The sequence below is a fragment of the Pseudomonas sp. PDM14 genome, from assembly GCF_014851905.1.
GTDB lineage: Bacteria > Pseudomonadota > Gammaproteobacteria > Pseudomonadales > Pseudomonadaceae > Aquipseudomonas.
The window spans coordinates 684,060-708,091 of sequence record NZ_JACVAQ010000002.1; the positions used below are offsets into that span (position 1 = coordinate 684,060).

Genomic DNA, 24,032 nt, shown 5'->3' on the forward strand with positions numbered 1-24,032 from the left:
TCAGTTCTTCTCGTCGTTGTGGGTCATGGCGGTGTAGAACAGCCACGACACCAGCAGGATGATCAGGAAATACACCAGCGAAAATGCCGCCGCCGGGCCCAGGTCGAACTGGCCCACGGCCATCTTGGTCAGCGTCTGGCTGAGGAAGGTGGTGGCGTTGCCCGGCCCGCCACCGGTGAGCACGAACGGCTCGGTGTAGATCATGAAGCTGTCCATGAAGCGCAGCATCACGGCGATCAGCAACACGCTCTTCATCTTCGGCAGCTGGATGTGGCGGAACACTGCCCAGGCCGAAGCGCGGTCGATGCGTGCGGCCTGGTAGTACACGTCGGGGATGGCGCGCAGCCCCGAGTAACACAACAGCGCCACCAGCGAGGTCCAGTGCCAGACGTCCATCACCAGCACCGTGACCCAGGCGTCCATGGTGTTGGAGGCATAGTTGTAGCTGATGCCCAGCTTGCTCAGCGTCCAGCCAAGGAGGCCGATGTCGGCGCGGCCGAAGATCTGCCAGATGGTGCCGATCACGTTCCACGGAATCAGCAGCGGGATCGCCATGACGATCAGGCAGGCCGACGCCCAGCGCCCCCTGGTCGGCATGCACAGGGCGATGGCGATGCCCAGCGGGATCTCGATCAGCAGCACGCAGGCGGAGAAGACGAACTGGCGCAGCAGCGAGTCGTGCAGGCGCTCGTCCTGCAGCACCTGCTTGTACCACTCGAAGCCGACGAAGGTGCGCGTGCTGGCATCGAAGATGTCCTGCACCGAGTAGTTGACCACCGTCATCATCGGCAGGATGGCGCTGAAGGCCACCAGCAGGAACACCGGCAGCACCAGCCACCAGGCCTTGTTGTTGATCACCTTGTTCATGCCTGCACCTCCACCAGCACGTCGTTGGCGTAGAGCATCAGCCACTGCGACGGAAAGCCGATGTAGGCGACCTTCTGCGGCACGGTCTGGTCCTCGTGCAGGCGCGCTTTGAGCAGCTGGCCGTCGAGGCGCAGGGTGACGATCTTGTAGGTGCCCAGGTCCTCGACATGCACCACCTCGCCCTGCAGTGCATCGACGAAAGGCTCGTCGCTGACATGCACGAACTCGGGGCGAATGCCGACCTTGAGGCTCTGCCAGCCCTGCTCCGCCACGCGCTGGTTGAGCGCCGGCGACAGCGGCAGGCGCGTCTCGCCGAAACGCACGCCACCTGCGTATGGCGAAACCTCGATCAGGTTCATCCCCGGACTGCCGATGAAGAAGCCGACGAAGGTGTGTCTGGGTCGCTCGAACAGCTCGCGCGGGGTGCCGAACTGGACGATCTGGCCGCCGTACATCACCGCAATCTTGTCGGCGAAGGTCGAGGCCTCCAGCTGGTCGTGGGTGACGTAGATCATTGTGATGTTGAACTGCTCGTGGATCTGCTTGAGCTTGCGCCGCAGCTTCCACTTCAGGTGCGGGTCGATCACCGTCAGCGGCTCGTCGAAGAGAATCGCCGACACGTCGTCACGCACCAGGCCGCGGCCCATGGAGACCTTCTGCTTCTCGTCGGCGGTGAGGTTGCGCGCCTTGCGCTTGAGCAATGGGTGCAGGTCGAGCACCTCGGCGATCTCGTTGACCTTGCTCAGCACCCGCGCCTCGGGCAGGCCCTGGTTGCGCAGCGGGAAGGCCAGGTTGTCGAACACCGTCATGGTGTCGTAGACCACCGGAAACTGGAAAACCTGGGCGATGTTGCGCTCCTGCGGCGGCAGGTCGTTGACCTCACGCGCATCGAACAACACTTGCCCTTCGGACGGGCTGAGCAGCCCGGAAATGATGTTGAGCAAGGTCGACTTACCGCAGCCGGACGGACCAAGCAGCGCGTAGGCGCCGCCCTGCTCCCACACGTGGCTCATCTCCAGAATCGCGTAATCCTCCGGGCCGCCGGGCTGGCTGCTGTAGCTGTGGGCCAGGTTGTGCAAGCGTATCTCTGCCATCACGCGCTCCTCATGGCCGCCGGCTCGGCGCCAGAACCAGGCGGTCCCGGGTGTCGAACACGAACAGTTTGTGGGTCGGGATATAGATGCGGATCGGCGCATCCACGTCGTACTCGTGCACGCCCTGCAGGTGCAGGACCAGGGCGAAATGCTCGCTGCGCACATGCAGGAAGGTTTCCGAGCCGCTGATCTCGGCCAGCTCGACGCTCACCGACAACTCCAGGTCGTCGTCGTTGGACGGCACCAGGCCGATGTGCCCGGGGCGCACGCCGAAGCGGTAGTCGCCCTCGCCCAGACCGCGCAGCTCGGCGGTCAGCGGGAAGTGCACGAAATCCTCGAAGCTCACCTCGCCCACGCGGATGCGCCCATGCATCAGGTTGATCGGCGGCTCGGAGAACAGCTCGGCAGCCAGCACCTGCTGCGGCCGCTGGTAGACCTCGGTGGTCTTGCCGCTCTGGATCACTCGCCCCTGATGAAGGATGGTCGTGGTGCCGCCCAGCGCCAGCGCCTCGTTGGGCTCGGTGGTGGCATAGATGGCGATGGTGCGGCGGGTGCGGAACAGCTCGCGCATTTCCTGGCGCAGCTCCTCACGCAGCTTGTAGTCGAGGTTGACCAGCGGCTCGTCGAACAGCACCAGGTCGGCGTCCTTGACCAGCGCGCGGGCCATCGCCGTACGCTGCTGCTGGCCGCCGGACAGCTCCAGCGGGTGGCGCGTGAGGAATTTCTCGATGCGCAGCATCTGCGCCGTCTCGTTGACCCGGCGCTCGATCTCGGCCTTGGCCATGCCAGCCTGGCGCAGCGGCGAGGCGATGTTCTCGAACACCGTCAGGGTCGGGTAGTTGATGAACTGCTGGTAGACCATCGACACGTTGCGCTGACGCACCGGCACGCCGGTGACATCCGCGCCGTTCATCAGGATGCGCCCGCTGCTCGGCTTGTCGAGGCCGGCCATCAGGCGCATCAGCGAGGTCTTGCCGGCGAGCGTGCGCCCCACCAGTACGTTGAAAGAGCCCGGCTCGAAGCTCAGGCAGGCGTCGTCGATGTAGACCTGCTGGTCGACCACGCGGCAGACATGTTCCAGCGTTAACGACATGGCGCGTCCTTATGGTTGTTTTCGCCCGGCGCGGCGCTAGGCCGGCCATCCCCATAAGGCGATATGCGTGCCAGCCCACTGCACGAATTGCCAAGTCGTTGATTCACAAGGCTCTGCGTGCCCGATGCGGCACTTACACAATCGCTCGCTAAACACGTTTGAACAGCTGGAAGTGAACAGGTGAACAGTCCGACCGTTGACTTTGCACAGCCATGAACAACACTCAACTGGCTGCCAAAAGCGGCGAACGCAGATAAAAACAAGAAGATGACGGTACGCACATGGCCACCCCTGCCCCGGCGCCACACACGGCGCCCAGCCACGACACGATCGTGCGCGACTCCTGGACCCGCTGCCGCGAGTTCGGCCTTACCCACCAGAGCCAGCCCGAGTTCGGCCACGCCGCGCCGGGCGAGGTTTCGGCCCTGCTCGAAGGCCAGCACTTCCTGGTGCAGACCACCCATCGCGAGGTACTGCCCTACTACGAGAACATCCTCGCCAATTCCAACTGCCTGATCAATTTGGCCGACAATCAGGGCCAGCTGCTGCAGTCCTGGGGCGACCGCCGCTTCGTCGAACCGGCCCGGGCGCCGGGGTTCGTCGCCGGCGCGTTGTGGCAGGAACGCCACACCGGCACCAACGCCATCGGCACCGCGCTGGCCTGCGGGCAGGCGGTGCACATCCAGCGCGACGAACACTTCCTCAAGGCCAACCGCTACATGACCGGCTCGGCCTCGCCAATCTTCGATGCGAGCCGGCAGATGATCGGCGTGCTCGACGTCTCCAGTGACAGCTACCTGCCGCCCTCCCACACCCTGGGTATGGTCAAGATGATGAGCCAGTCGGTGGAAAACCGGCTGATCCTCAACCTGTTCAAAGACGACTACTTCCAGCTCAGTTTCAACACCAACCTCGACAACCTCGACAGCCAGTGGGCCGGCCTGCTGGTGTTCGACGAAAGCGGCCAGGTGGTCTCGGCCAACCGCCGCGCCGACACTCTGCTCGGCGTCGGCCTGTCGCGGGTCAACCTGGGCAGCCTGTTCGACATCCCGCTGCAGCAGCTGCTCGACCAGCCGGAGAACCTGCCCTTCGCCCTGCGCGCCGCCGGGCGCTACCGCTTCCACGGGCTGATCAAGCGCCCGCGCAAGCCGCGCGTCCAGCCGCGTGATTTCCGTCAGCAGGCGCCACAGGCCGATGCCGTTCCCGGCGACGTCACCCTGGCCGCCATCAGCCTCGGCGACCCGCGCGTGGAAAAGGCCGTGCGCCAGGCCGAACGCCTGGTGGAGAAGAACATCCCGATCCTCCTCCAGGGCGAGACCGGCGCCGGCAAGGAGGTGTTCGTCAAGGCGCTGCACAACGCCAGCTCGCGCGCCAGCCAGCCGCTGATCGCGGTGAACTGCGCGGCGATTCCCGCCGAGCTGGTGGAGTCGGAACTGTTCGGCTACGAGAAAGGCGCCTTCACCGGCGCCAGCCAGAAAGGCAGCGTCGGCCTGATCCGCAAGGCGCACCAGGGCACGCTGTTCCTCGACGAAATCGGCGACATGCCGCTCAACGTGCAGGCCCGCTTGCTGCGCGTGCTGCAGGAGCGCAGCGTGCAGCCGCTCGGTGGCGGCGAGCCGTACCCGGTGGACATCCGCCTGGTGTCGGCGACCAACCGCCCGCTGCGCCAGGACGTGGACGCCGGGCTGTTCCGCCAGGACCTCTACTACCGCATCAGCGGCCTCAACCTGGAGCTGCCGCCGCTGCGCGAACGCAGCGACAAGGCCGCGCTGTTCCAGCGCCTGTGGCAACACCACCGCGAACCCAGCCAGTGGGCCGGGCTGAGTGACGAGGTACTTGAGCTGTTCCAGCGCCACCCCTGGCCCGGCAACCTGCGCCAGCTGAGCAGCGTGATGCAGATTGCCCTGGCCATGGCCGAGGACCAGCCGATCCGCGCTGAACACCTGCCGGACGACTTCTTCGTCGACCTGCAGCAGGCGCCGCCCGTATCCACCAGGGAAGGCACACAGGACGCGGCGAGCGCGGACGACCTGGCCAGCCAGTATCACGCCTGCGGCGGTAACATCTCGCACCTGGCGCGCCACCTGGGCCTGAGCCGCAACACCCTGTACAAGCGCCTGCGCCAGCAGGGCCTGAAGGTCTAGCGCGGCCCCGCCACGCGCTGCACGAATGCCGGCAGCTCATCGCCCGGCATCGGACGGGCGAACAGGTAACCCTGGCCCTGGTCGCAACCCAACTCGGCCAGCAGTTGCCGGGTCGACTCATCCTCCACGCCCTCGGCGGTGGTCAGCAACTTGAAGCTGCGGGCCATCTGGATGATTGCGGTGACGATGGCCTGGTCCTGGGCGTTGCCCTGCAACTGGCGGACGAACGACTGATCGATCTTCAGCTTGTCGACCTGGAAACGCTGCAGGTACGACAGGTTGGAATAGCCGGTGCCGAAATCGTCGATGGACAGCCGCACGCCGAGGCTCTTCAGGCGCTGCAACAGGCCGATCAGGGCATCGCTGTCCTGCACCAGGATCGACTCGGTCAACTCCAGCTCCAGGCAACCGGGATGCAGGCCGAAACGCGCCAGCGTGGCCTCGACCAGTTGTTCCAGATTGCCGCGGCGAAACTGCACCGCCGAGAGGTTCACCGAGACCACGAAGCGCGGCAGCCCGGCCGCCTGCCAGACCATCATCTGCCGGCACGCTTCGCTCAGCACCCACTCGCCGATCTCGACGATCAGCCCGGACTGCTCGGCCGCATCGATGAACCGCCCCGGATAGATCATCCCTTCCTGCGGGTGCTGCCAGCGGATCAGCGCCTCCACCGCCAGCACCTGGCCACTGTGCAGGTCGACGATCGGCTGGTAGTGCAGCACGAACTCCTCGCGGTGCAGTGCCTCGCGCAGGCCCAACTCCAGGCTCAGGCGCTCGCGGGCATCGGCGTTGGTCTGTGCATCGAAGAAACAGAAGCCGTTACGCCCCGCCGCCTTGGCCTGGTACATGGCCATGTCGGCGTGGCTCAGCAGCGTGTCGAAGTCCTCGCCATCCTCGGGAAACAGAGCGATGCCGATGGAGATCGAGGTCACCAGCTGCATGCCGCGCAGGGTGATCGGCTGCGCCAGGCGCTGCTGGATATCCACCGCCACGGCGGACACCGCCGCCAGGTCGTCGACATCCGCCAGGGCCACGAGGAACTCGTCGCCACTCTGCCGGCTGATGGTGTCCTCGGCGCCGACCGCCAGCTGCAGGCGCACCGCGACCTCCTGCAGCAGCTCGTCGCCGGCGGCGTGGCCGAGGGAATCGTTGATGGTCTTGAAGTTGTCCAGGTCGAGCAGCAGCAGCGCCACGCGCTTCTGATAACGCCGCGCCTGGCCGATGGCCTGCTCGGTGCGATCGCCGATCAGCAGACGCTTGGGCAAGCCGGTCAGCGCATCGTGCTGGGTCAGATGATTGAGGCTCGCCTCGGAGCTTTCCGCGCGCTGAATCACCTGCTGCAAACGCAGCAGCGTGCGGCGCAGGTCATCCACCAGCAGCCACACCGCCACCGCGCACATCACCAGGATGCAGCCGAGGTTGAACATGCGCCCCAGGCCCAGCGGCGTCGGCTCGAAACTGTGCAAGCCGCTCATCGCCGCGTAAGTCAGAAAGCCCACCACCGCGAGCATCGACAGCAGCAACCCGATGAACAGACGCAACGACGCCGCCATGCTGGCGACGATGAGAATACCGGGGAACGCCACCACCGCCCCGCTGTACAGCCCCTGGCTGAACCACAGCGACACACAGACCAGCCCCATGATCGCGAGCAGCACCACCGCGACCGACAGCTCGACCTGCCCGCGCCGGTTGAGCGCCCGCCCGCCCAGGGTGAACACCAGCGCCGACAGCGTAAGGCCGGCATTCAGCCAGTCGCGGGACAGCACCATCTGCACACCGATACACACCAGCACCACACACAACACATTGGCGATCTGCAACAACCGCCGCGCCTGCAGACGCCGCCCTACCGGATCGTCTTGCTGGCCATCAATCCGAGCGAACTGCGCACGCGTCATACCGACACTTCCATGAGACGACTACTGTAAAAGCGGCCAAAACCTGACCAAGGGGTCGAAAGCTAACGAAAAGAGGGAGGTGGGGGCAAGGGGATGAAGGTAGGGGGTGGGGTTTGGGTGGTGAAAAAGGGCCGCTATCGGCCAAGAGCGGCCAGTCGTTGACAGGACTATCCGGCTCATCCTCGTAAGCTTTATGGAGGATAGGAGAGCTCTAGGAAACTTGGGGCGATTCACAGCCACCCAGAGCACACTTTGCCACTACTGCATGGCGTCGAGCAGAGTATTGCGCAACCAGGTATTGGCCGGATCCGCCTCGCGCTCTCGGTGCCAGAACAGGTGCAGCTCCACCCCCGGCACGCTCACCGGCAGCGGGTGGATATGGTTGCCCAGGTAGGCGTTGCTGGACATCGCCAGGCTGTGGGGCATGGTTAGCAGCAGGTCGCTGCCCGCCACCAAACGGCAGGCCGATTCGTAGTGCTGGCAGCGCGCGGCGATCTGCCGTTGGTAGCCTTGGCGGGCCAGTTCGAAATCCACCACCCCGTAACCCATGCGCCGCGACGACACGGTGATGTGCTGCGCGACGAAGTAGTGGTCGCGGTCGATTGCGGCGCTTGAGCGGCTGACCACGACAAACTCGTCACGGCTCAGAAAGCTATGCGACAGCTCGCCATCGGCGGCCTGGGCCACGTCGATGGCGCAGTCAATACGCCCGCTCGCCAGGTCGGCCTTGAGCGTTGAGCGTTTGATCCGCGCACTGGTCACGCAAATGCCCGGCACTGCGCTATGCAGCGCCTTGACCAGGGTCGGCAATACCGCAGGCTCTATCACCTCGAGCATGGCCAGGGTCACCGCGGTGATATCGCGGATGGGCTCGAAGCTGTGGCTGTGGGCTGCGGCCCGCTGTAGAAACCCCAGCCCCTCCTGCACGTCCGGCCAGATGCGCAGGGCCAGCGGCGTGGGCACCACCCCCTGCGCCTCACGAATAAACAACGGGTCGTCGAGTTGCTGCCGCATACGCGCCAGCGCATGGCTAACGGCCGACTGACTGACGCACAGCTGCTCGGCAGCGCGGGTCAGGTTGCGTTCGCGATAGATCACGGCGAAGACCCGAAACAGGTTCAGGTCCAGGCGTGCGATGGGGGCCGAGTAATTATCTTTGCTCATGTCTATAAATGAAAAACCATCATTTTTCTAATTATAGGCAGACACCTAGCATGGCGACATCCACGCCTCTGCTGGCCTGGCCAATAAGCCTGCGCCCAGAGGCGGTGCTGAATACGAGGAAGTGATATGAACGAGACAATCGCAGGACGAGTCGCGCTGGTAACTGGCGCGGCGAACGGCATCGGCCGCGCCACCGCGTTGGCCTTCGCCAGCAGTGGCTACAAGGTGGTGGTGTCCGATATCGACAGCCAAGCCGGACAAGCGACCGTGGCCTTGATCGAGGCGGCTGGCGGCGAGGCAGTGTTTATCCGCTGCGATGTGTCTTGCGATGCTGAGGTGCGCCGCTTGATTGAGCAAACCGTTGCGACCTACGGCCGGCTGGATTGCGCCTTCAACAATGCCGGAATCGAGATCGAGAAGTGCAAGCTCGCCGACGGCAACGAAGAAGTTTTCGACGCCATCATGGGCGTCAACGTCAAGGGCGTGTGGCTATGCATGAAGTACCAGATAGCCGTGATGCTCGCTCAAGGCGGCGGCTCCATCGTTAACACCGCCTCGGTCGCCGGTTTGATCGCCGCGCCCAAGCAAAGCATCTATTCGGCCTCCAAGCATGCGGTGATCGGCCTGACCAAGACTGCGGCGGTTGAATACGCACGCAAGAATATCCGGGTGAATGCCGTTTGCCCCGCGGTTATCGACACCGAAATGTATCGCCGCGCCAGCACCGACGACCCCAAGCATGTGGCCCTGGTCGTGGCCGCGCACCCCATAGGGCGAATCGGCACTGTCGAGGAAATTGCGGCAGCCGTGCTCTATCTATCCGGCGATGCGGCGGGTTTCACCACCGGCATAGCCCTACCCGTCGATGGCGGCCTTACGGCGCTGTGAGACACTCAGCCACTCCAGAGAGATAACCATGAGCGAATACCAGAGCTTTACCCGCGACGATCATGAAGGGGTCGCCGTGGTGCGCTTCAACCACCCGCCAATCAATCTGGTCGACCGCACTATGGTGATCGACCTGCTCCGTTTGGCGCAAAAGCTGGAGGGCGACACGCAGACCAAAGTCGTTATCTTTCGCAGCGACCATGCGGATTTCTTCCTCGCCCACTATGACCTGGGCAGCCAACTCGACGCACCGCCCGTCGCCCTGGCGCCCGGCACGCCAAGCCTGCTGAGTGCACTGTTCACCCGTTTCAGCCGCCTGTCCCAGGTCACCATTGGCGAGCTGAGCGGGCGCGCCCGCGGCGCAGGAAGCGAGTTTCTCCTAGCCTTGGACATGCGTTTTGCCTCCCGCGAAACCGCCGTGCTGTGCCAACCGGAAATTGGCGTGGGGCTGCTGCCGGGCGCAGGCGGCACTGTGCGCTTGACCCAACTGCTGGGCAGAGGCCGGGCCTTGGAGATATGCCTGGGCGGCGAGGATTTCGATGCCACTACTGCAGAGCTTTACGGCTGGATCAACCGCGCACTGCCAGGCGAGCAACTCAGCAGCTTCTGCGACGCCCTGGCCCGCCGTATCGCCGGCTTCCCGGCCGGCGGCATAGGCAATGTCAAAGCTGTGGTGGAGCGTGTCAGCACGCTCGATGAAGAGACCCTGGCGGACGAGTCGCAGCGCTTCGTGGCCGATATGCATGCGCCAGAAACCCTCGACCGGGTGGAGTGGATGCTCGCCCAGGGCGGACAACACCAGGGTGCCATGGAACTCGACCTGGGCGAGCTGCTGGCGCGGTATCCGCAGCCGATAACCCCATAGTCGCGAGGATGGCTGGCGCGGCTGGCCCTTTGCTTGGTGGTGGGCAATACAACGCAGCAGCGAACTCGCCCCAAACAATGCTTCGCGGCCAGGGGCCGCTCCTACGGAGTCAGTGAAAACTGTGGCGCTTTGTAGGCTGGACAAGAGGCAGCTTGTCAAAGGGAAAGGAGACGGATTATTTACAAGACGAACCGGCCGCTTCTGGCCGGTAGCAGCCACCCAAATTAGATGCAACAAGTCATAAGCAGGAACTAAATCTGCTGCCTATCTAGTCCCCACCAGAAACTTCTCCACCACCCTCCTCGCCACCGGCGCCACCACCAACACCGCGGGAAACGCAAACAGCCACGCCGTCAGCCAGGCACTCATCCACAGGCTGGCGAAGCCTGGCAGCGAGCCGGCGACGCGGTAGGTGGAGATGCCGGAAACCATCAGCGACATCAGCCCGGAGAGGATCAGGGCGAACAGCAGTGGCGCGTACTTTCTCGGGATCATCGGGCGGCCTCCGGGCTGTGCGCTCTGGCACCGCGGCTACCGAGGCGCTGCAGGGTTTCGGCGAAGTGACGGCCGAACAGGGTAGCCGTCCTGATATCGCCGGGCACGAAGAAGTCCGGCGTCGAGGCTTTCTCGGCCTGGGCCATCAGGCCCGACCAGGAGCCGAGGCGGTTGGCAGCTTCGTCGTACGGCACGCCCAGGTGCTGTTCCGGCAGGATCGGATTACCGATCCAGAGCATGCCGTGCTGCATGCAGAAGACGAACATCGATAGCAGCGTCGATTGCTTGTCACCGGCCGGCAAGGCGGACACGGTGAAACCGGCAGCCAGCCGGCCGCGCAACTGCTGGCTGCGCCACAACGGCCCGGTGGCATCCATGAAGGCCTTGACCGGGGCGGACACACCACCGAGGTAGGTCGGCGAGCCGAGGATATAACCGTCGAACGGCAGCAGGCGTTCCGGCGCCGTGGCCAGTTCTTCTGCCTGCAGCAGCTGTACGTCGGTATGGGCCACGCTGCGGGCGCTGGCGGCGATGGTACGGGCGATGTGTTCGGTGTGCCCGTGGGCACTGTGGTAGATGACGGCGATGTTCTGCATGGCTAGGCTCCGGGATCAGCGAAAGCACAGCGGCGACAGGTGCCGGTGTGCGGTGCCGAGCGACTCTACGAATTCAAGTCGACTTGAGGTCAAGAGCCGAACGCTCAGCTCTTTCAGTGATGATCGGAGGCCAATTGCGCATGAGCAGCCATCGGGTGCGCCGTGCCCACCAGAACACCCGCACCGGCATCGTTGCGCATGGCGCACCCTACGGGAAGCGGCGCCGATGCAACGGGGGAACAATTGAGAGCCCATAAAAAAGGCCGCTCGGTGAGCGGCCTTTTTCGTTGCAGCAACCGATTACTCGGCCAGGCGCCAGGTGGTGCCGCCCTTGCCGTCTTCCAGGACCACGCCCATGGCGGTGATCTGGTCGCGGATGCGGTCGGACTCGGCCCAGTTCTTCTCGGCACGCGCCTGCAGGCGCGCGGCGATCAGCGCTTCGACTTCGGCGGCGTCGACCTTGCCGGCGGCGCCGGCCTGCAGGAACGCATCCGGCTGCAGCTGCAGCACGCCGAGCACGCCGGCCAGTTGCTTGAGCTGCGCGGCCAGGCCGGCGGCGGCCTGTACGTCTGATTCACGCAGGCGGTTGACCTCGCGAATCATATCGAACAGCACAGCGCAGGCTTCCGGCGAGTTGAAGTCGTCGTCCATCGCCGCGCCAAAGCGCTCGACAAAAACCTCGCCACCCACAGGTGCCACTTCCGGCAGGCCTTTGAGGCCATTGTAGAAGCGCTCCAGGGCGCCCTTGGCTTCCTTGAGGCTGTCTTCGGAGTAGTTGATCGGGCTGCGGTAGTGGCTGGACACCAGCAGGTAGCGCACCACCTCCGGGTGGTACTTCTCCAGCACCTCGCGGATGGTGAAGAAGTTGCCCAGGGACTTGGACATTTTCTCGCCGTCCACGCGCACCGCGCCAGCGTGCATCCAGGCCTTGGCGTAGAGCTTGCCGGTGGCCGCCTCACTCTGCGCGATCTCGTTCTCGTGGTGGGGGAACACCAGGTCCGGGCCGCCGCCGTGGATGTCGAAGGTCTCGCCCAGGCAGCAGGTGGACATCACCGAGCACTCGATGTGCCAGCCCGGACGGCCCGCGCCCCAGGGCGACTGCCAGCTCGGCTCGCCCGGTTTCACGCCCTTCCACAGGACGAAGTCGAGCGGATCTTCCTTGATTTCGTCGACCTCGATGCGTGCACCGATCTTCAGGTCTTCGATCTTCTTGCGCGACAGCTTGCCGTAGCCGACGAACTTGCCGACGCGGTAGTACACGTCGCCATTGCCGGGGGCGTAGGCGTAACCCTTGTCGATCAGGGTCTGGATCATCTGGTACATGCCGTCGATGTGCTCGGTGGCACGCGGCTCGATATCCGGACGTAACACGCAGAGGCGCGCCTCGTCCTCGTGCATGGCAGCGATCATGCGCTCGACCAGTGCCTCGAACGGCTCACCGTTGTCGTTGGCGCGCTTGATGATCTTGTCGTCGATGTCGGTGATGTTGCGCACGTAGGTCACGTCATAGCCGCGATGACGCAGCCAGCGGGTGACCACGTCGAATGCCACCATCACGCGGGCGTGGCCGATGTGACAGAAGTCGTACACGGTCATGCCGCACACGTACATGCGCACCTGGTTGGCCACCAGCGGCGTGAACGGCTCTTTGACCTTGCTCAGGGTGTTGTAGATCGACAGCATTTCTAAATCCCTCAAGAACGGCTTTCAACGCAGCGCGCGACGATCAGGCGAAGCGGATCGCGCTTCAACGCCTGATCGAGCGCCGCCCTCTGACAGTCGTTATTGCCCCCAGGAGTCGCGCAGGGTGACGGTGCGGTTGAACACCGGCTTGCCTGGCTTGGAGTCCTTCAGGTCGGCGACGAAATAGCCTTCGCGCTCGAACTGGAAGCGTTCTTCCGGCGCGGCGTTAGCCAGCGATGGCTCGGCGCGACAGCCCTGCAGCACCACCAGCGACTGCGGGTTGATATTGTCGAGGAAGCTGCCGCCCTCTTCGTCCTTCTCCGGGTTGGCGGAGCGGAACAGGCGGTCGTACAGGCGCACTTCGCACTCCACGCTCTCGGCGGCCGGCACCCAGTGAATCACGCCCTTGACCTTGCGGCCTTCGGGGTTCTTGCCCAGGGTGTTCTCGTCATAGCTGCAGCGCAGTTCGACGATGTTGCCGGCAGCGTCCTTGATGGCTTCGTCGGCGCGGATCACGTAGCTGCCGCGCAGGCGCACTTCGCCACCGGGGATCAGGCGCTTGAAGCCGTCCGGCGGGGTTTCCTCGAAGTCGCTGGCGTCGATGAAGATCTCACGGCTGAACGGCAGCACGCGCACGCCGAGGTCCTGCTTGGGATGGCGCGGCAGTTCGAGGTGCTCGACCTTGCCTTCCGGGTAGTTGGTGATGACTACCTTCAGCGGCTTGAGCACGCACATGGCGCGCGAGGCGTTGGCGTCGAGGTCTTCACGGATGGCGAATTCGAGCATGCCGACATCGACCACGCCGCCGGCGCGGTTGACGCCGATCATGTCGCAGAAGGCGCGGATCGACGCCGGCGTATAGCCACGGCGGCGGAAGCCCGAGAGGGTCGACATGCGCGGGTCATCCCACCCGTTGACGTGGTTCTCGTCGACCAGTTGCTTGAGCTTGCGCTTGCTGGTGATGGTGTAGTTCAGGTTGAGGCGGGCGAACTCGTACTGGCGCGGTTTCGCCGGCACCGGCAGTTGCTCGAGGAACCACTCGTACAATGGGCGATGGTCTTCGAACTCCAGGGTGCAGATGGAGTGGGTCACGCCTTCGATGGCATCCGACTGACCGTGGGTGTAGTCGTAGCTCGGGTAGATGCACCACTTGTCGCCGGTCTGGTGGTGATGAGCGTGGCGGATGCGGTAGAGGATCGGGTCGCGCAGGTTCATGTTCGGCGAGGCCATGTCGATCTTCGCGCGCAGGGCACGGGCGCCGTCCGGGAACTCGCCGGCTTTCATGCGGGCGAACAGGTCGAGGTTCTCGTCCACCGGGCGATCACGGAACGGGCTGTTCTTGCCCGGCTCGGTGAGGCTGCCGCGGTATTCGCGGGCCTGCTCCGGCGAAAGGTCGTCGACGTAGGCCTTGCCGGCCTTGATCAGCTCGACGGCCCAGTCGTGCAGCTGGTCGAAATAGTTGGAGGCGTAGCGCTCCTCCCCTGCCCACTTGAAGCCCAGCCACTCGACATCGGCCTTGATCGCGTCGATGTATTCCTGGTCTTCCTTGGCGGGGTTGGTGTCGTCGAAACGCAGGTTGCAGGCGCCACCGAATTCCTCGGCCAGACCGAAGTTCAGGCAGATGGATTTGGCGTGGCCGATGTGCAGGTAGCCGTTGGGTTCCGGCGGGAAGCGCGTGATGATCGTGGCGTGCTTGCCGCTGTCCAGGTCGGCTTGGACGATCGGACGCAGGAAGTTGGCGGCTGCGGTGCTGGCTTTGGGATCGACGGTGGGCTTGCTCATGATGTCCTTAGGTACGAATACGCGGCGTAGAGCTGACTTCGGGTCTCGCGAGCTAGAGCCAGGCAAGGCGAAATCGGCTGAAGACGCGCAGTTTACGATGTGTAACTGAGCAGTCTGAGGCCGATTTCAACGCGGCATGGCCGATGCGCAGCAGACCCGAGAAGGGTAGGCCGGTCAAATCAAAGCCCGTATGATAGCGAACCCGTCAATCCCCTGACAGCCGCAAAGCGACCAGGCGTGACGATAAGGCACGAAAGCGCGGCCCCCGCCGCTGCCGTGCCGTTCCATGCCACCCGCCTTGCCCGAACCTCGAGAGTGAATCCCATGATCAAGCTGCACACCAACCACGGCGTCATCACCCTGGAACTGTTCGACGATAAGGCCCCGGAAACCGTGGCCAACTTCAAGGAATACGTGAAAAACGGTCATTACGACGGCACCGTGTTCCACCGCGTGATCAGCAACTTCATGATCCAGGGCGGCGGTTTCGAGCCGGGCATGAAGCAGAAGCCGACCCGCGCGCCGATCAAGAACGAAGCCAACAACGGCGTGGCCAACAAGGTCGGCACCGTGGCCATGGCCCGTACCATGGAGCCGCACTCGGCCTCCGCACAGTTCTTCATCAACGTCTCCGACAACAGCTTCCTCAACCACAGCGCGCCGACCGTGCAGGGCTGGGGCTACGCGGTGTTCGGTGAAGTGGTCGAAGGCATGGACGTGGTCAACAAGATCAAGGCTGTAGCCACCACCATGAAGTCGGGCCACCAGGACGTGCCGGTGGACGACGTGATCATCGAGAAGGCCGAGATCGTCTGACAGACCGACGAAAAAACTACTGCGCTAGGCTATGCAGCGTTGCGGCCGCTCTCGGAATGCTCATTTACCGCTCGTAAACTGCGCTTCCTCGAGCAGCCGCGCCTTGCCTAGCCGTCGCTCGCTACCTTTTTCATCGGTCTGCTGAATGATCCTGCTGATCTCAGATCTGCACCTGGAAGAACAACGCCCGGACATCAGCCGGGCGTTTGTGCATTTCCTCGCCGAACGGGCGCCCCAGGCGGAGGCCCTGTACATCCTCGGCGACTTTTTCGAAGTGTGGATCGGTGACGACGCGATGTCGCCGTTCCAGCACGACATCGCCCGCGCCCTGCGCCAGTTGAGCGACAGCGGCACGCGCGTGTACCTGATGCACGGCAACCGCGATTTCCTCATCGGCCAGGCGTTCTGCCGCGAAGCCGGGTGCACCCTGCTCAAGGACCCCAGCCTGATCCAGGTCGGCGGCGAGCCGGTGCTGCTGATGCACGGCGACAGCCTGTGCACCCTGGACGTCGGCTACATGAAGCTGCGCCGCGTGCTGCGCAACCCGCTGACGCTGTTCATTCTGCGCCACCTGCCGCTGGCCACGCGGCACAAGCTGGCGCGCAAGCTGCGCAACGAAAGCCGCGCGCAGACACGGATGAAGGCCAGCGAGATCGTCGACGTGACGCCCGAGGAAGTGCCGAAGGTGATGGCTGCCTTTGGCGTGCGCACGCTGATCCACGGCCATACCCACCGCCCGGCGACCCACACGCTGGACGTCGACGGCCAGCCGGCGCAGCGCATCGTCCTCGGCGACTGGGACAAGCAGGCCTGGGCTCTGCAGATCGACGACAACGGCTACCGGCAAGCGCCCTTCGCCCTTTGAGCGCCGCACTGTACGTACTCTGACGTAGTGCCTGCGCGGCCCACTCGGACCATGATGAGCGCGCATCCTTCCGGGCAGCACGGAGCCGAGCACGCCATGTACCCCATCGAAAGCCTGTATCGCTACCCCGTCAAAGGGCTCTCCGCTGAAGCACTGCAGGCGGTGACGCTGCAGGCCGGCCAGGCCTTCCCGCTGGACCGCCAGTTTGCCATCACCAACGGCGCCTGGGAGTTCCAGGCCGAGGGCTACAGCCCGCGACCGAAGACCGACTTCCTGGTGCTGGTGAATCTGGAACAGCTGGCCGAATACCACAGCGACTACGACGCCGCGCGCAACGTACTGACCCTGCGCAGCCCGGACGGCATCGAACACCCGTTCAACCTCGGCCTGGAAGCCGACCGGCAGGCACTGGCGGGCATCTTCCAGCGCCGCTTCAGTGAACGCCTCAAGGGCACCCCGCAGGTGGTCGAGGCCGAAGGCATCCGCTTCACCGATGTCAGCGTGATCTCGGAACCGATGATGAATGCCATCTCGCTGATCAACCTGGCCTCGGTCGAGGCCTTCGCCGCGGACATCGGCGCCGAGGTCGACCCGATGCGCTTTCGCGCCAACGTCTACTTCCGCACGCAAACGCCGTGGGAGGAGCTGGACTGGGTCGGCCGCGAGGTGCGCATCGGCGAGGCCGTGGGCACGGTGGTGCTGCGCACGCGGCGCTGCGTGGCGACCAACGTCAACCCGGGCACTGCGGTGCGCGACCTGAGCATTCCCAAGTCGCTGATGCAGCTCTACGGGCACCCGGACATGGGCGTGTACATCGAGCTGCAGCGTGGCGGCCAGGTGCGCGTCGGCGACCCGCTGCAGCTGCTCTGAATCCAGCCGGAACCCGCCGAACGCGGCGCCGCGAGAGGCGCTGCACACGGCGGCACAGTGCCACTTGACGGGCCTTGCGGCCATCCGCAGCATGCGCGCACCTTTTTTGCAGTCAAGGAGCGATCATGCCATTCACCAAGGAACAACTCTTCAAGTACCTGGGCGCGCCCGCCCTCCTCGCCGCCATCGGCTTCGTCCTGTTCAACGGCGTGTTCTTCTACAACGAAGCCGGTTTCGCCACTCACGTGCGGACCATCTTCGGCGAGGAAAAGGTGGTCGATGACGTCGGCTACGCGACCAAGTGGTTCGGCCGCGCAACCCCGTGGAAAAAAGCCCTGAGCGTGCAATCGGTGCTCACCGAGGCGCTAGCCATCGACGATACCAGCGACAACGACTCGCTCGGCGCCACCATCGAAGCCTTCCCCATCGTGTTTCTCGGCAACGTCGACGCCAAGGTCGAGTCCTCGGCGCGCTTCCGCCTGCCAGCCGGCGAGCAGTTCCTGAAGATCGCTCAGGAGTACCGCAACCCGGAAAACTTCATCAAGACCGCGCTGGTTCCGGCGATCAAGGAAACCCTGCAGGCCACCGCCTCGCTGATGAGCGCCGACGACTTCTACGCCGGTGCGCGTAGCGAGTTCGCCGCCGAGTTCGAGAACCAGCTCAATGACGGCCTGTACCTGATCAAGCGCCGCGAGATCCGCAGCGCCCGTGGCCACCAGCCGGCGCAGACGGCGATCCTCCAGGCGGGTAGCGAACAAGGCACCTTCGGCGACAACAACGTCAGCCAGTTCATCACCGAGAAGGTCCTCGACAGCAAGGGCCTGCCGGTGCGCAAGCAGCAGCAGTTCCGCAAGTACGGGGTGGAAGTGGTCGAGGCGCGCATCACCAACGTCGATCCCAACCCGCAGTACAAGCAGCGCATGGTCAAGGTCCAGCAGGCGCTGGCCGAGCTGGCCGTGGCGCGGCAGAACCGCCTGAAGGAAGAGGAAGAGAAGCTGCTGGTGACCGCCCGCGGCGAGAAGGAAGTGGAAGCGCGCCGCCAGGAAACCCTGCGCGACCAGATCGAGCGCACCACCCAGGCGGAAACCGAGAAGCAACTGGCGCGGATCAACGCCGAGCGCGAAAAGGGCCGTGCCGAGATCGAGAAACAGACCGCCGAACTGCTGCGCGACAAGGCCTCGATCACCAGCCAGGCGACCAAGATCACCGCCGACGCCGAAGCCTATGCACGCAAGGCCGTGATCGAGGCGGACGGCGCGCTGCAGCCCAAGCTTGATGCCCTGGTGGCGATCAACAAGGTCTGGGCCGAAGCCGCCGCGCAGGCGCCGGTACCCAGCGTGATGATGGCCGGTGGCGGCGACAAGAGCGCCACCAGCCGCCAGGACGAGATCGGCCAGTTGATGGGCGTGCTCGCCACCAAGGCCGCCCGTGACCTGTCGCTGGACCTGCAGGTCAAGCAATAAGCGCCTGACCTGAGACACGGCCGGAAGCACGACGCCCCGCCATCGCGGGGCGTTTTTGTTGCGGACGCCAAATTTTCGATCGTTCCTACGCTCCGCGTGGGAATGCATCCAAGGACGCTCCGCGTCCGCTCGACTCATAGTCTGGGCCCAACACCGTGTGGCGCAGAGCGCCACCAACGGCATTCCCACCCAGAGCGTGGGAACGAGCAACGCTCCCCGTGTGGGAACGATCGATCAACAACCATGAGCATCCGGTAGAAAGACGAACGCCCCGCAATGGCGGGGCGTTTCGTTGATGCGGGGGCGTCTAGCTATCAGCTACGCGCGCGTTCCGCATTCCGCAGGGCCTTGATCTGGTCATGGTTGCGCAGCACGCCGTCGTACTGGCGCTGCACCACGGCGCGGATTTCCGGCGACAGATGGGTTTCTTCCAGGGCTTCCTTGTAGTGCTTCTTGGCGACGTCTTCGCCACGCTCGCACTCGTTGAGGATGGCCTCTTCGTCCTTGCCGGTCACCAGCGACTTGAGGTCGACCCAGCGACGGTGCAGGTCACCGCCGACGCTGGTGCTGTCCTCCGGGTTGCCGCCCAGTTCCAGAACGATGCGCTGCAGTTCGGCAGCCGCTTGGCCACAACGTTGCGAGCGATCCAGGAACAAGGTTTTCAGGTCGGGACGCTTCACGTCCTCGGCGCAGACCTTGAAGCCGGCTTCGCCGTCCTTGCTGGTCTCGATGAGGTTGTTCAGGGTCTTGATGGTGTCTTTCACATTGTCCGGGGTAGTCACTTGTCGCTCTCCTATATCGACGCCACGGTCCTCGGATGAGGTACTGCGCGTCGAGCGCTAGATTGATAGTTCGGCGCCACTTCTTCCGTCTGGCGCTTATGAATTCCGACGTGGCGGCTGCGAACTTCGTTCAACCAATTCGCCGAGTGGCACGCTGGCGCAGCGAATGACGTAGCGAAACGCCGCATGCAACCGGCAGCCTCACGGCTGCCAGAGGGTCTTCTCGCCGCTGAGCTTGTGGTCGAGAAAACTCGCCGCGCTGATCAGCGCCAGGTGGCTGAGCGCCTGTGGCGTGTTGCCCAGGTGCCGGCCCTGGTGATCGACTTCCTCGGCGAACAGGCCCAGCGGGTTGGCGTAGCGCAGCATCCGCTCGAACGTGAGGTTGGCCTCGCGCACCCGTCCCGCACGCGCCAGGCATTCCACGTACCAGAACGAGCAGGCAACGAACGCGCCCTCTTCCCCCGGTAAACCATCGTCGTTGCTGTAGCGGAACACCCTGCTATCGCGCACCAGCTCGTGCTCGATGGCCTCCAGGGTGGAGAGCCAGCGCGGATCGGTGGCGCCGACGAAGCGCATCAGCGGCATCAGCAACATCGAGCCGTCGAGGTGGGTGGAGCCGCTGTGCTGTACGAAGTGGCCGCGCTCGGCGTCCCAGAAGTTGCTCCAGATGTCGTCGTGGATGGCCTGGCGCGTGGTGTCCCAGCGCTCGAACGGCGCCGGCAGGGAGCGCTTGAAGGCCAGGCGCAACGCACGGTCAAGCGCCACCCAGCACATCAGCCGCGAGTGCAGGAAGTGTTGCGGCTCGTCGCGGATTTCCCAGATGCCGACGTCCTTCTCCTGCCAGGTCGCACAGACCTCGTCGACTACCGCCGTGACATGCTGCCAGCCTTCGTAGGAAATCGCCTCGCCGTACTTGTTGGCCAGGTACACCGCATCGAGCAGCTCGCCGAAGATGTCCAGCTGCACCTGGGTGTGCGCCTCGTTACCGATGCGCACCGGCCGCGCGCCACCATAGCCGGCGAGGTGGTCGAGGTCCTCTTCCGGAAGCTCCACGCGGCCATCGAGGCCGTAGAGGATGTGCAGCTTGGTCGGGTGGTGGCAGCAGTCGTCGACGCGCCCGCGCACCCAGCGCATGAAGTGGTTGGCCTCGTCGACGAAGCCCAGGCGCATGAACGCGTAGACGGTGAAAGAGGCGTCGCGAATCCAGGTGTAGCGGTAGTCCCAGTTGCGCTCGCCGCCCGGGGTTTCCGGAAGGCCGAAGGTGGCGGCGGCGACGATCCCGCCCGCCTTGCGCGAGGTCAGCAGTTTCAGCGCCAGGGCCGAGCGGCTGACCATTTCCCGCCAGCGCCCGCGGTAGTTGGAAGCGCCGATCCAGTTGCGCCAGAACGCCAGTGTCTCGTCCAGGCACAGCACATCCTCGCTGGCATCGCCCAGGGGATCGTCCACCGCGCCAAGCACGCAGACCATCTGCTCGCCCTCGCCCAACTCGAACTCGGCCAGGGCGCCATGCTCCTGCACCTGCAACGCGCGGGTGCAGGACAGGCGCAGCGTCGGCTGCCCGTGTGCCTCGAACCACACATCGTCCTCATGCAGGCTGGCCTCGGTCTGCGCGCGGCCATAGTCGTGCCGTGGTCGGCAGTACAGGCGAATCCGCGCGCGACCGTGGGCCACGCGAATGATGCGGATCAGCCGTGGCATGGCCTCGGCGGTGGCGTTGATGGGCATGAAGTCGGTCAGCTCGACGATCGCCTCGCGGTCGATCCAGCTGGTGCGCAGCACGTTGCTATCAGGCAGGTAGAGCTGCTCGCGACGCGCCTCGGGCAGGTCCGGGGCGAGCTGGAAGATGCCGGCCTCGGGGGTGTCGAGCAAGGCTGTGAAGATCGATGGGCTGTCGAATTCCGGCCAGCAGCAGAAGTCGATACAGCCGGTGTCGGCGACCAGGGCGGCGCTGCGCATGTCGCCGATGATGCCGTGGGCCTCGATGGGGTTCTGCGCCGCCGCGCGCCAGTCAGCCATTGTCGCGAAACCCCGGATACAGGGTCATGCCGCCGTCGATGAACAGCGTCGCGCCGTGTACGTAGTCGGAGGCGTCGGAAGCCAGCCAGACCACCGCATTGGCCACATCCTCGACCTCGCCGATGCGGCCACAGGGAATCAACTCCAGCAGCTTCTTGCCGGCTCCGCCCTGGGTGGTGTCCGCGTTGATATCGGTGCGAATCGCCCCCGGCGCGATGCCGTTGACGCGGATGCGCTGGTGACCGACCTCCTGCGCCACGCTGCGCATGAGCAGGTCGACACCGCCCTTGGAGGCCGCGTAATTGACGTGCCCGGCCCAGGGAATGCGCTGGTGCACGGAACTCATCTGGATGATCTTGCCTAACGCGCGGGACACCGCCGGGCGCACCTGCTGGCGCTGGAACTGGCGCACCGCGGCGCGCACGCAGAGGAACTGGCCGGTGAGGTTGACGTCGATGACGGTGCGCCAGTCGTCCAGGCTCATTTCGGTAAGCGCGGCGTCCTGCTGCAGGCCGGAATTGGCCAGGAGGATGTCCAGGCGGCCAAAGGTCTCGATGGTCTTGGCGAACAGTCGTGCGACGTCGTCTTCGCGGGAAACGTCGGCGCCCACGGCGATGGCCTGGCCGCCGCCGTCTCGGATTTCAGCCGCCAGGCTCTGTGCGCTTTCGCCGTCTGAGTGGTAGTTGATCACCACGGCGGCACCGGCCTCGGCCAGGCCTCTTGCCGAACCGGCACCGAGACCCGAACTGCCGCCCGTGACCAAGGCGACCTGCTGCTTGAGAGAGATGTGCATGTGCGTGTTCCACTGCGTGCTGGGCTTGTAGAAGCTGACTGGCACGGGTGGTGAGAGTTCATGCGGGAGGCGGCAGCGAGATACCGCGAAATGTTGCGTGGATAGACACAGAACCGGGTGCACGCTGCCAACTACGTAGGGTGCGCCACGCACACCACAATCCACACGATCCGCCCGGTGCGCACCGCGCGCCCTAAGGCCGGCCCGCAAATACGCGAGGCAAAAAAAACCGGCCCATACCTGAGGTGTGGGCCGGCAAAGCACTATCGGGTCGTGCGTGGAGCCCTGCTAGCAGAGCGGCAAACGCGCCTGGACGACCGGCCAGGCGCGCCGTATGCGGTCAATCAGATGTGCGCGTCCTGGTATTCCTTCTCGGACTCGTCGAAACGCTTGGTCATGGCCGCGGATGGCGCATTGCCGATGCGGCTGAAGACCAGGATGCCGATGGTGGCGAAGATGAAGCCCGGGATGATTTCGTACAGGCCCAGACCAATCCAGTTCTTCCACACCACCACGGTCACGGCACCGATCAGCATGCCGGCCAGCGCGCCGTTGCGGGTCATGCCTTTCCACAGTACCGAGAGCAGCACCACCGGGCCGAACGCCGCGCCGAAGCCGGCCCAGGCGTAGGACACCAGGCCCAGCACCTTGCTTTCCGGGTTGGAGGCGATAGCGATGGCGATCAGGGCGATCAGCAGGACCATGCCACGGCCGACCCAGACCAGTTCGGTCTGGCTGGCGTTCTTGCGCAGGAAGGCCTTGTAGAAGTCTTCAGTCAGGGCGCTGGAGGAAACCAGCAGCTGGCAGCTCAGGGTGCTCATCACCGCAGCCAGAATCGCCGAGAGAATGAGACCGGCAACCCACGGGTTGAACAGGATCTTGGTCAGCTCGATGAACACGCGCTCACCGTTCTCGGTCACCGGGCCGGCCAGTGCCGGGTTGTTGGCAAAGTAGGCGATACCGAAGAACCCTACGGCCACGGCGCCGCCTAGGCAGAGGATCATCCAGGTCATGCCGATGCGGCGCGCAGTCGGAATCGACTTGACCGAGTCGGCCGCCATGAAGCGCACCAGGATGTGCGGCTGGCCGAAGTAGCCCAGGCCCCAGCCCATCAGCGAGATGATCGCGACGAAGGACAGGCCGCGGAACATGTCGAAGTTGGCCGGATTCACCTGTTCGATGGTCTGCATGGCCGCGCCGAAATCGCCCAGGGCGAGAATGACGAACACCGGCGTGATCAGCAGCGCAAAAATCATCAGCGTGGCCTGCACGGTGTCAGTCCAGCTCACGGCCAGGAAGCCACCGATGAACACGTAGACGATGGTGGCCGCGGCGCCGACCCACAGGGCGGTGTCATAGGACAGGCCGAAGGTGCTTTCGAACAGACGCGCACCAGCGACCACGCCCGAGGCGCAGTAGATGGTGAAGAACACCAGAATCACCAGCGCGGAGAGGATACGCAGCAGCTTGCTGGTGTCTTCGAAGCGGTGGGTGAAGTAATCCGGCAGGGTCAGCGCGTTGTTGTTGTGCTCGGTGTGCACACGCAGGCGACCGGCAACGAAAAGCCAGTTGAGCCAGGCACCGATGATCAGGCCGATGGCAATCCAGCTTTCCGAGATACCGGCGATGAAGATGGCGCCCGGCAGGCCCATCAGCAACCAGCCGCTCATGTCGGAGGCACCGGCGGACAGCGCAGTCACGAAGCTGCCCAGGCTGCGACCGCCCAGGATGTAGTCGGAGAAGTTCTTGGTCGCGCGATAGGCGATGAAGCCGATCAACACCATGGCGGCGATGTACACCACGAAGGTGATCAGCATCGGGTTACTTGCGGTCATTGGGGGATACCCTCTCGTTT

Annotated in this window: 20 protein-coding genes; 7 read left to right on the forward strand and 13 right to left on the reverse strand. The window is 64.6% G+C overall.

From position 1 onward, the window contains the following. The 3 genes from IB229_RS15820 to IB229_RS15830 are packed head-to-tail and all read right to left on the reverse strand — an operon-like array spanning nucleotide 1 to nucleotide 3,054. Nucleotides 1-867: a carbohydrate ABC transporter permease gene (locus IB229_RS15820; RefSeq protein ID WP_192330654.1), complete on the reverse strand. Its 867-nt coding sequence runs from the start codon at nucleotides 865-867 to the stop codon at nucleotides 1-3. After that, nucleotides 864-1,961, reverse strand: a complete 1,098-nt coding sequence (locus IB229_RS15825; RefSeq protein WP_192330656.1) for an ABC transporter ATP-binding protein — start codon at nucleotides 1,959-1,961, stop codon at nucleotides 864-866. Before IB229_RS15825 ends, IB229_RS15820 begins: the two co-directional genes overlap by 4 nt. Nucleotides 1,962-1,971: 10 nt before the next feature. Beyond that, nucleotides 1,972-3,054: an ABC transporter ATP-binding protein gene (locus IB229_RS15830; protein WP_192330658.1), complete on the reverse strand. Its 1,083-nt coding sequence runs from the start codon at nucleotides 3,052-3,054 to the stop codon at nucleotides 1,972-1,974. 281 nt (nucleotides 3,055-3,335) lie between these two features. Here IB229_RS15830 and IB229_RS15835 point away from each other — a divergent pair, with 281 nt between their 5' ends. Continuing rightward, nucleotides 3,336-5,198 carry a sigma-54-dependent Fis family transcriptional regulator gene (locus tag IB229_RS15835; RefSeq protein WP_192330660.1) on the forward strand — a complete coding sequence of 621 codons (1,863 nt, stop codon included), beginning with the start codon at nucleotides 3,336-3,338 and terminating at the stop codon, nucleotides 5,196-5,198. Here IB229_RS15835 and IB229_RS15840 read toward each other — a convergent pair. Beyond that, nucleotides 5,195-7,099, reverse strand: coding sequence for a putative bifunctional diguanylate cyclase/phosphodiesterase (locus IB229_RS15840; RefSeq protein WP_192330662.1), 1,905 nt, complete (start codon nucleotides 7,097-7,099; stop codon nucleotides 5,195-5,197). The two genes, IB229_RS15835 and IB229_RS15840, sit on opposite strands and share 4 nt — an antisense overlap. Before the next feature lie 258 nt (nucleotides 7,100-7,357). Then, nucleotides 7,358-8,263: a LysR family transcriptional regulator gene (locus IB229_RS15845; protein ID WP_192330664.1), complete on the reverse strand. Its 906-nt coding sequence runs from the start codon at nucleotides 8,261-8,263 to the stop codon at nucleotides 7,358-7,360. Nucleotides 8,264-8,389: 126 nt separating this feature from the next. Between IB229_RS15845 and IB229_RS15850 the strand changes: the two genes are divergently transcribed. Together IB229_RS15850 and IB229_RS15855 are read left to right on the forward strand one after the other, a co-directional pair. Further along, complete coding sequence (locus IB229_RS15850) at nucleotides 8,390-9,151, forward strand: SDR family oxidoreductase (RefSeq protein ID WP_192330666.1); 762 nt, start codon at nucleotides 8,390-8,392, stop codon at nucleotides 9,149-9,151. Between the two features lie 28 nt (nucleotides 9,152-9,179). Further along, a complete protein-coding gene (locus tag IB229_RS15855) occupies nucleotides 9,180-10,016 on the forward strand; it encodes an enoyl-CoA hydratase/isomerase family protein (RefSeq protein ID WP_192330668.1) in 837 nt (278 codons plus the stop codon). A 264-nt stretch (nucleotides 10,017-10,280) separates the two neighbouring features. On the opposite strand, the gene IB229_RS15860 is transcribed toward IB229_RS15855, so the two are convergent. The 4 genes from IB229_RS15860 to IB229_RS15875 form a co-directional block, all read right to left on the reverse strand. After that, on the reverse strand, nucleotides 10,281-10,511 hold the full coding sequence (locus IB229_RS15860; RefSeq protein ID WP_192330670.1) for a DUF2798 domain-containing protein: 231 nt from the start codon (nucleotides 10,509-10,511) through the stop codon (nucleotides 10,281-10,283). Further along, nucleotides 10,508-11,107, reverse strand: a complete 600-nt coding sequence (locus IB229_RS15865; RefSeq protein ID WP_192330672.1) for a flavodoxin family protein — start codon at nucleotides 11,105-11,107, stop codon at nucleotides 10,508-10,510. Before IB229_RS15865 ends, IB229_RS15860 begins: the two co-directional genes overlap by 4 nt. A 300-nt stretch (nucleotides 11,108-11,407) precedes the next feature. Beyond that, nucleotides 11,408-12,790, reverse strand: a complete 1,383-nt coding sequence (gene cysS / locus IB229_RS15870) for a cysteine--tRNA ligase (protein ID WP_192330674.1) — start codon at nucleotides 12,788-12,790, stop codon at nucleotides 11,408-11,410. A 99-nt stretch (nucleotides 12,791-12,889) separates the two neighbouring features. Continuing rightward, a complete protein-coding gene (locus IB229_RS15875; protein ID WP_192330676.1) occupies nucleotides 12,890-14,572 on the reverse strand; it encodes a glutamine--tRNA ligase/YqeY domain fusion protein in 1,683 nt (560 codons plus the stop codon). A gap of 324 nt (nucleotides 14,573-14,896) precedes the next feature. Between IB229_RS15875 and IB229_RS15880 the strand changes: the two genes are divergently transcribed. The 4 genes from IB229_RS15880 to IB229_RS15895 all read left to right on the forward strand — a co-directional run bounded on the left by IB229_RS15880 (nucleotide 14,897) and on the right by IB229_RS15895 (nucleotide 18,586). Continuing rightward, entirely contained in the window at nucleotides 14,897-15,388 is a 492-nt protein-coding gene (locus IB229_RS15880) for a peptidylprolyl isomerase (protein WP_192330678.1), read from the forward strand. A gap of 145 nt (nucleotides 15,389-15,533) precedes the next feature. Beyond that, nucleotides 15,534-16,253: a UDP-2,3-diacylglucosamine diphosphatase gene (gene lpxH, locus IB229_RS15885; protein ID WP_192330680.1), complete on the forward strand. Its 720-nt coding sequence runs from the start codon at nucleotides 15,534-15,536 to the stop codon at nucleotides 16,251-16,253. Nucleotides 16,254-16,349: 96 nt separating this feature from the next. Further along, nucleotides 16,350-17,123 carry an MOSC domain-containing protein gene (locus IB229_RS15890; protein WP_192330682.1) on the forward strand — a complete coding sequence of 258 codons (774 nt, stop codon included), beginning with the start codon at nucleotides 16,350-16,352 and terminating at the stop codon, nucleotides 17,121-17,123. Between the two features lie 125 nt (nucleotides 17,124-17,248). Then, the gene (locus IB229_RS15895) at nucleotides 17,249-18,586 is read left to right on the forward strand and encodes an SPFH domain-containing protein (protein WP_192330684.1); all 1,338 of its coding nucleotides are present in this window, start codon (nucleotides 17,249-17,251) and stop codon (nucleotides 18,584-18,586) included. A gap of 314 nt (nucleotides 18,587-18,900) precedes the next feature. Here the strand turns inward: IB229_RS15895 and IB229_RS15900 are convergent, their stop codons facing one another. From IB229_RS15900 to putP, 4 genes are all read right to left on the reverse strand, one after another. Next, a complete protein-coding gene (locus IB229_RS15900; RefSeq protein WP_192330686.1) occupies nucleotides 18,901-19,368 on the reverse strand; it encodes a PA2169 family four-helix-bundle protein in 468 nt (155 codons plus the stop codon). Nucleotides 19,369-19,569: 201 nt separating this feature from the next. Next, nucleotides 19,570-21,384 (reverse strand): glycoside hydrolase family 15 protein, encoded by a 1,815-nt coding sequence (locus IB229_RS15905; RefSeq protein ID WP_192330688.1) that lies wholly within the window; start codon nucleotides 21,382-21,384, stop codon nucleotides 19,570-19,572. Beyond that, the gene (locus tag IB229_RS15910) at nucleotides 21,377-22,177 is read right to left on the reverse strand and encodes a glucose 1-dehydrogenase (RefSeq protein ID WP_192330690.1); all 801 of its coding nucleotides are present in this window, start codon (nucleotides 22,175-22,177) and stop codon (nucleotides 21,377-21,379) included. Before IB229_RS15910 ends, IB229_RS15905 begins: the two co-directional genes overlap by 8 nt. 344 nt (nucleotides 22,178-22,521) lie before the next feature. Then, entirely contained in the window at nucleotides 22,522-24,012 is a 1,491-nt protein-coding gene (gene putP, locus IB229_RS15915) for a sodium/proline symporter PutP (RefSeq protein ID WP_192330692.1), read from the reverse strand. Nucleotides 24,013-24,032 lie beyond the last annotated feature (20 nt).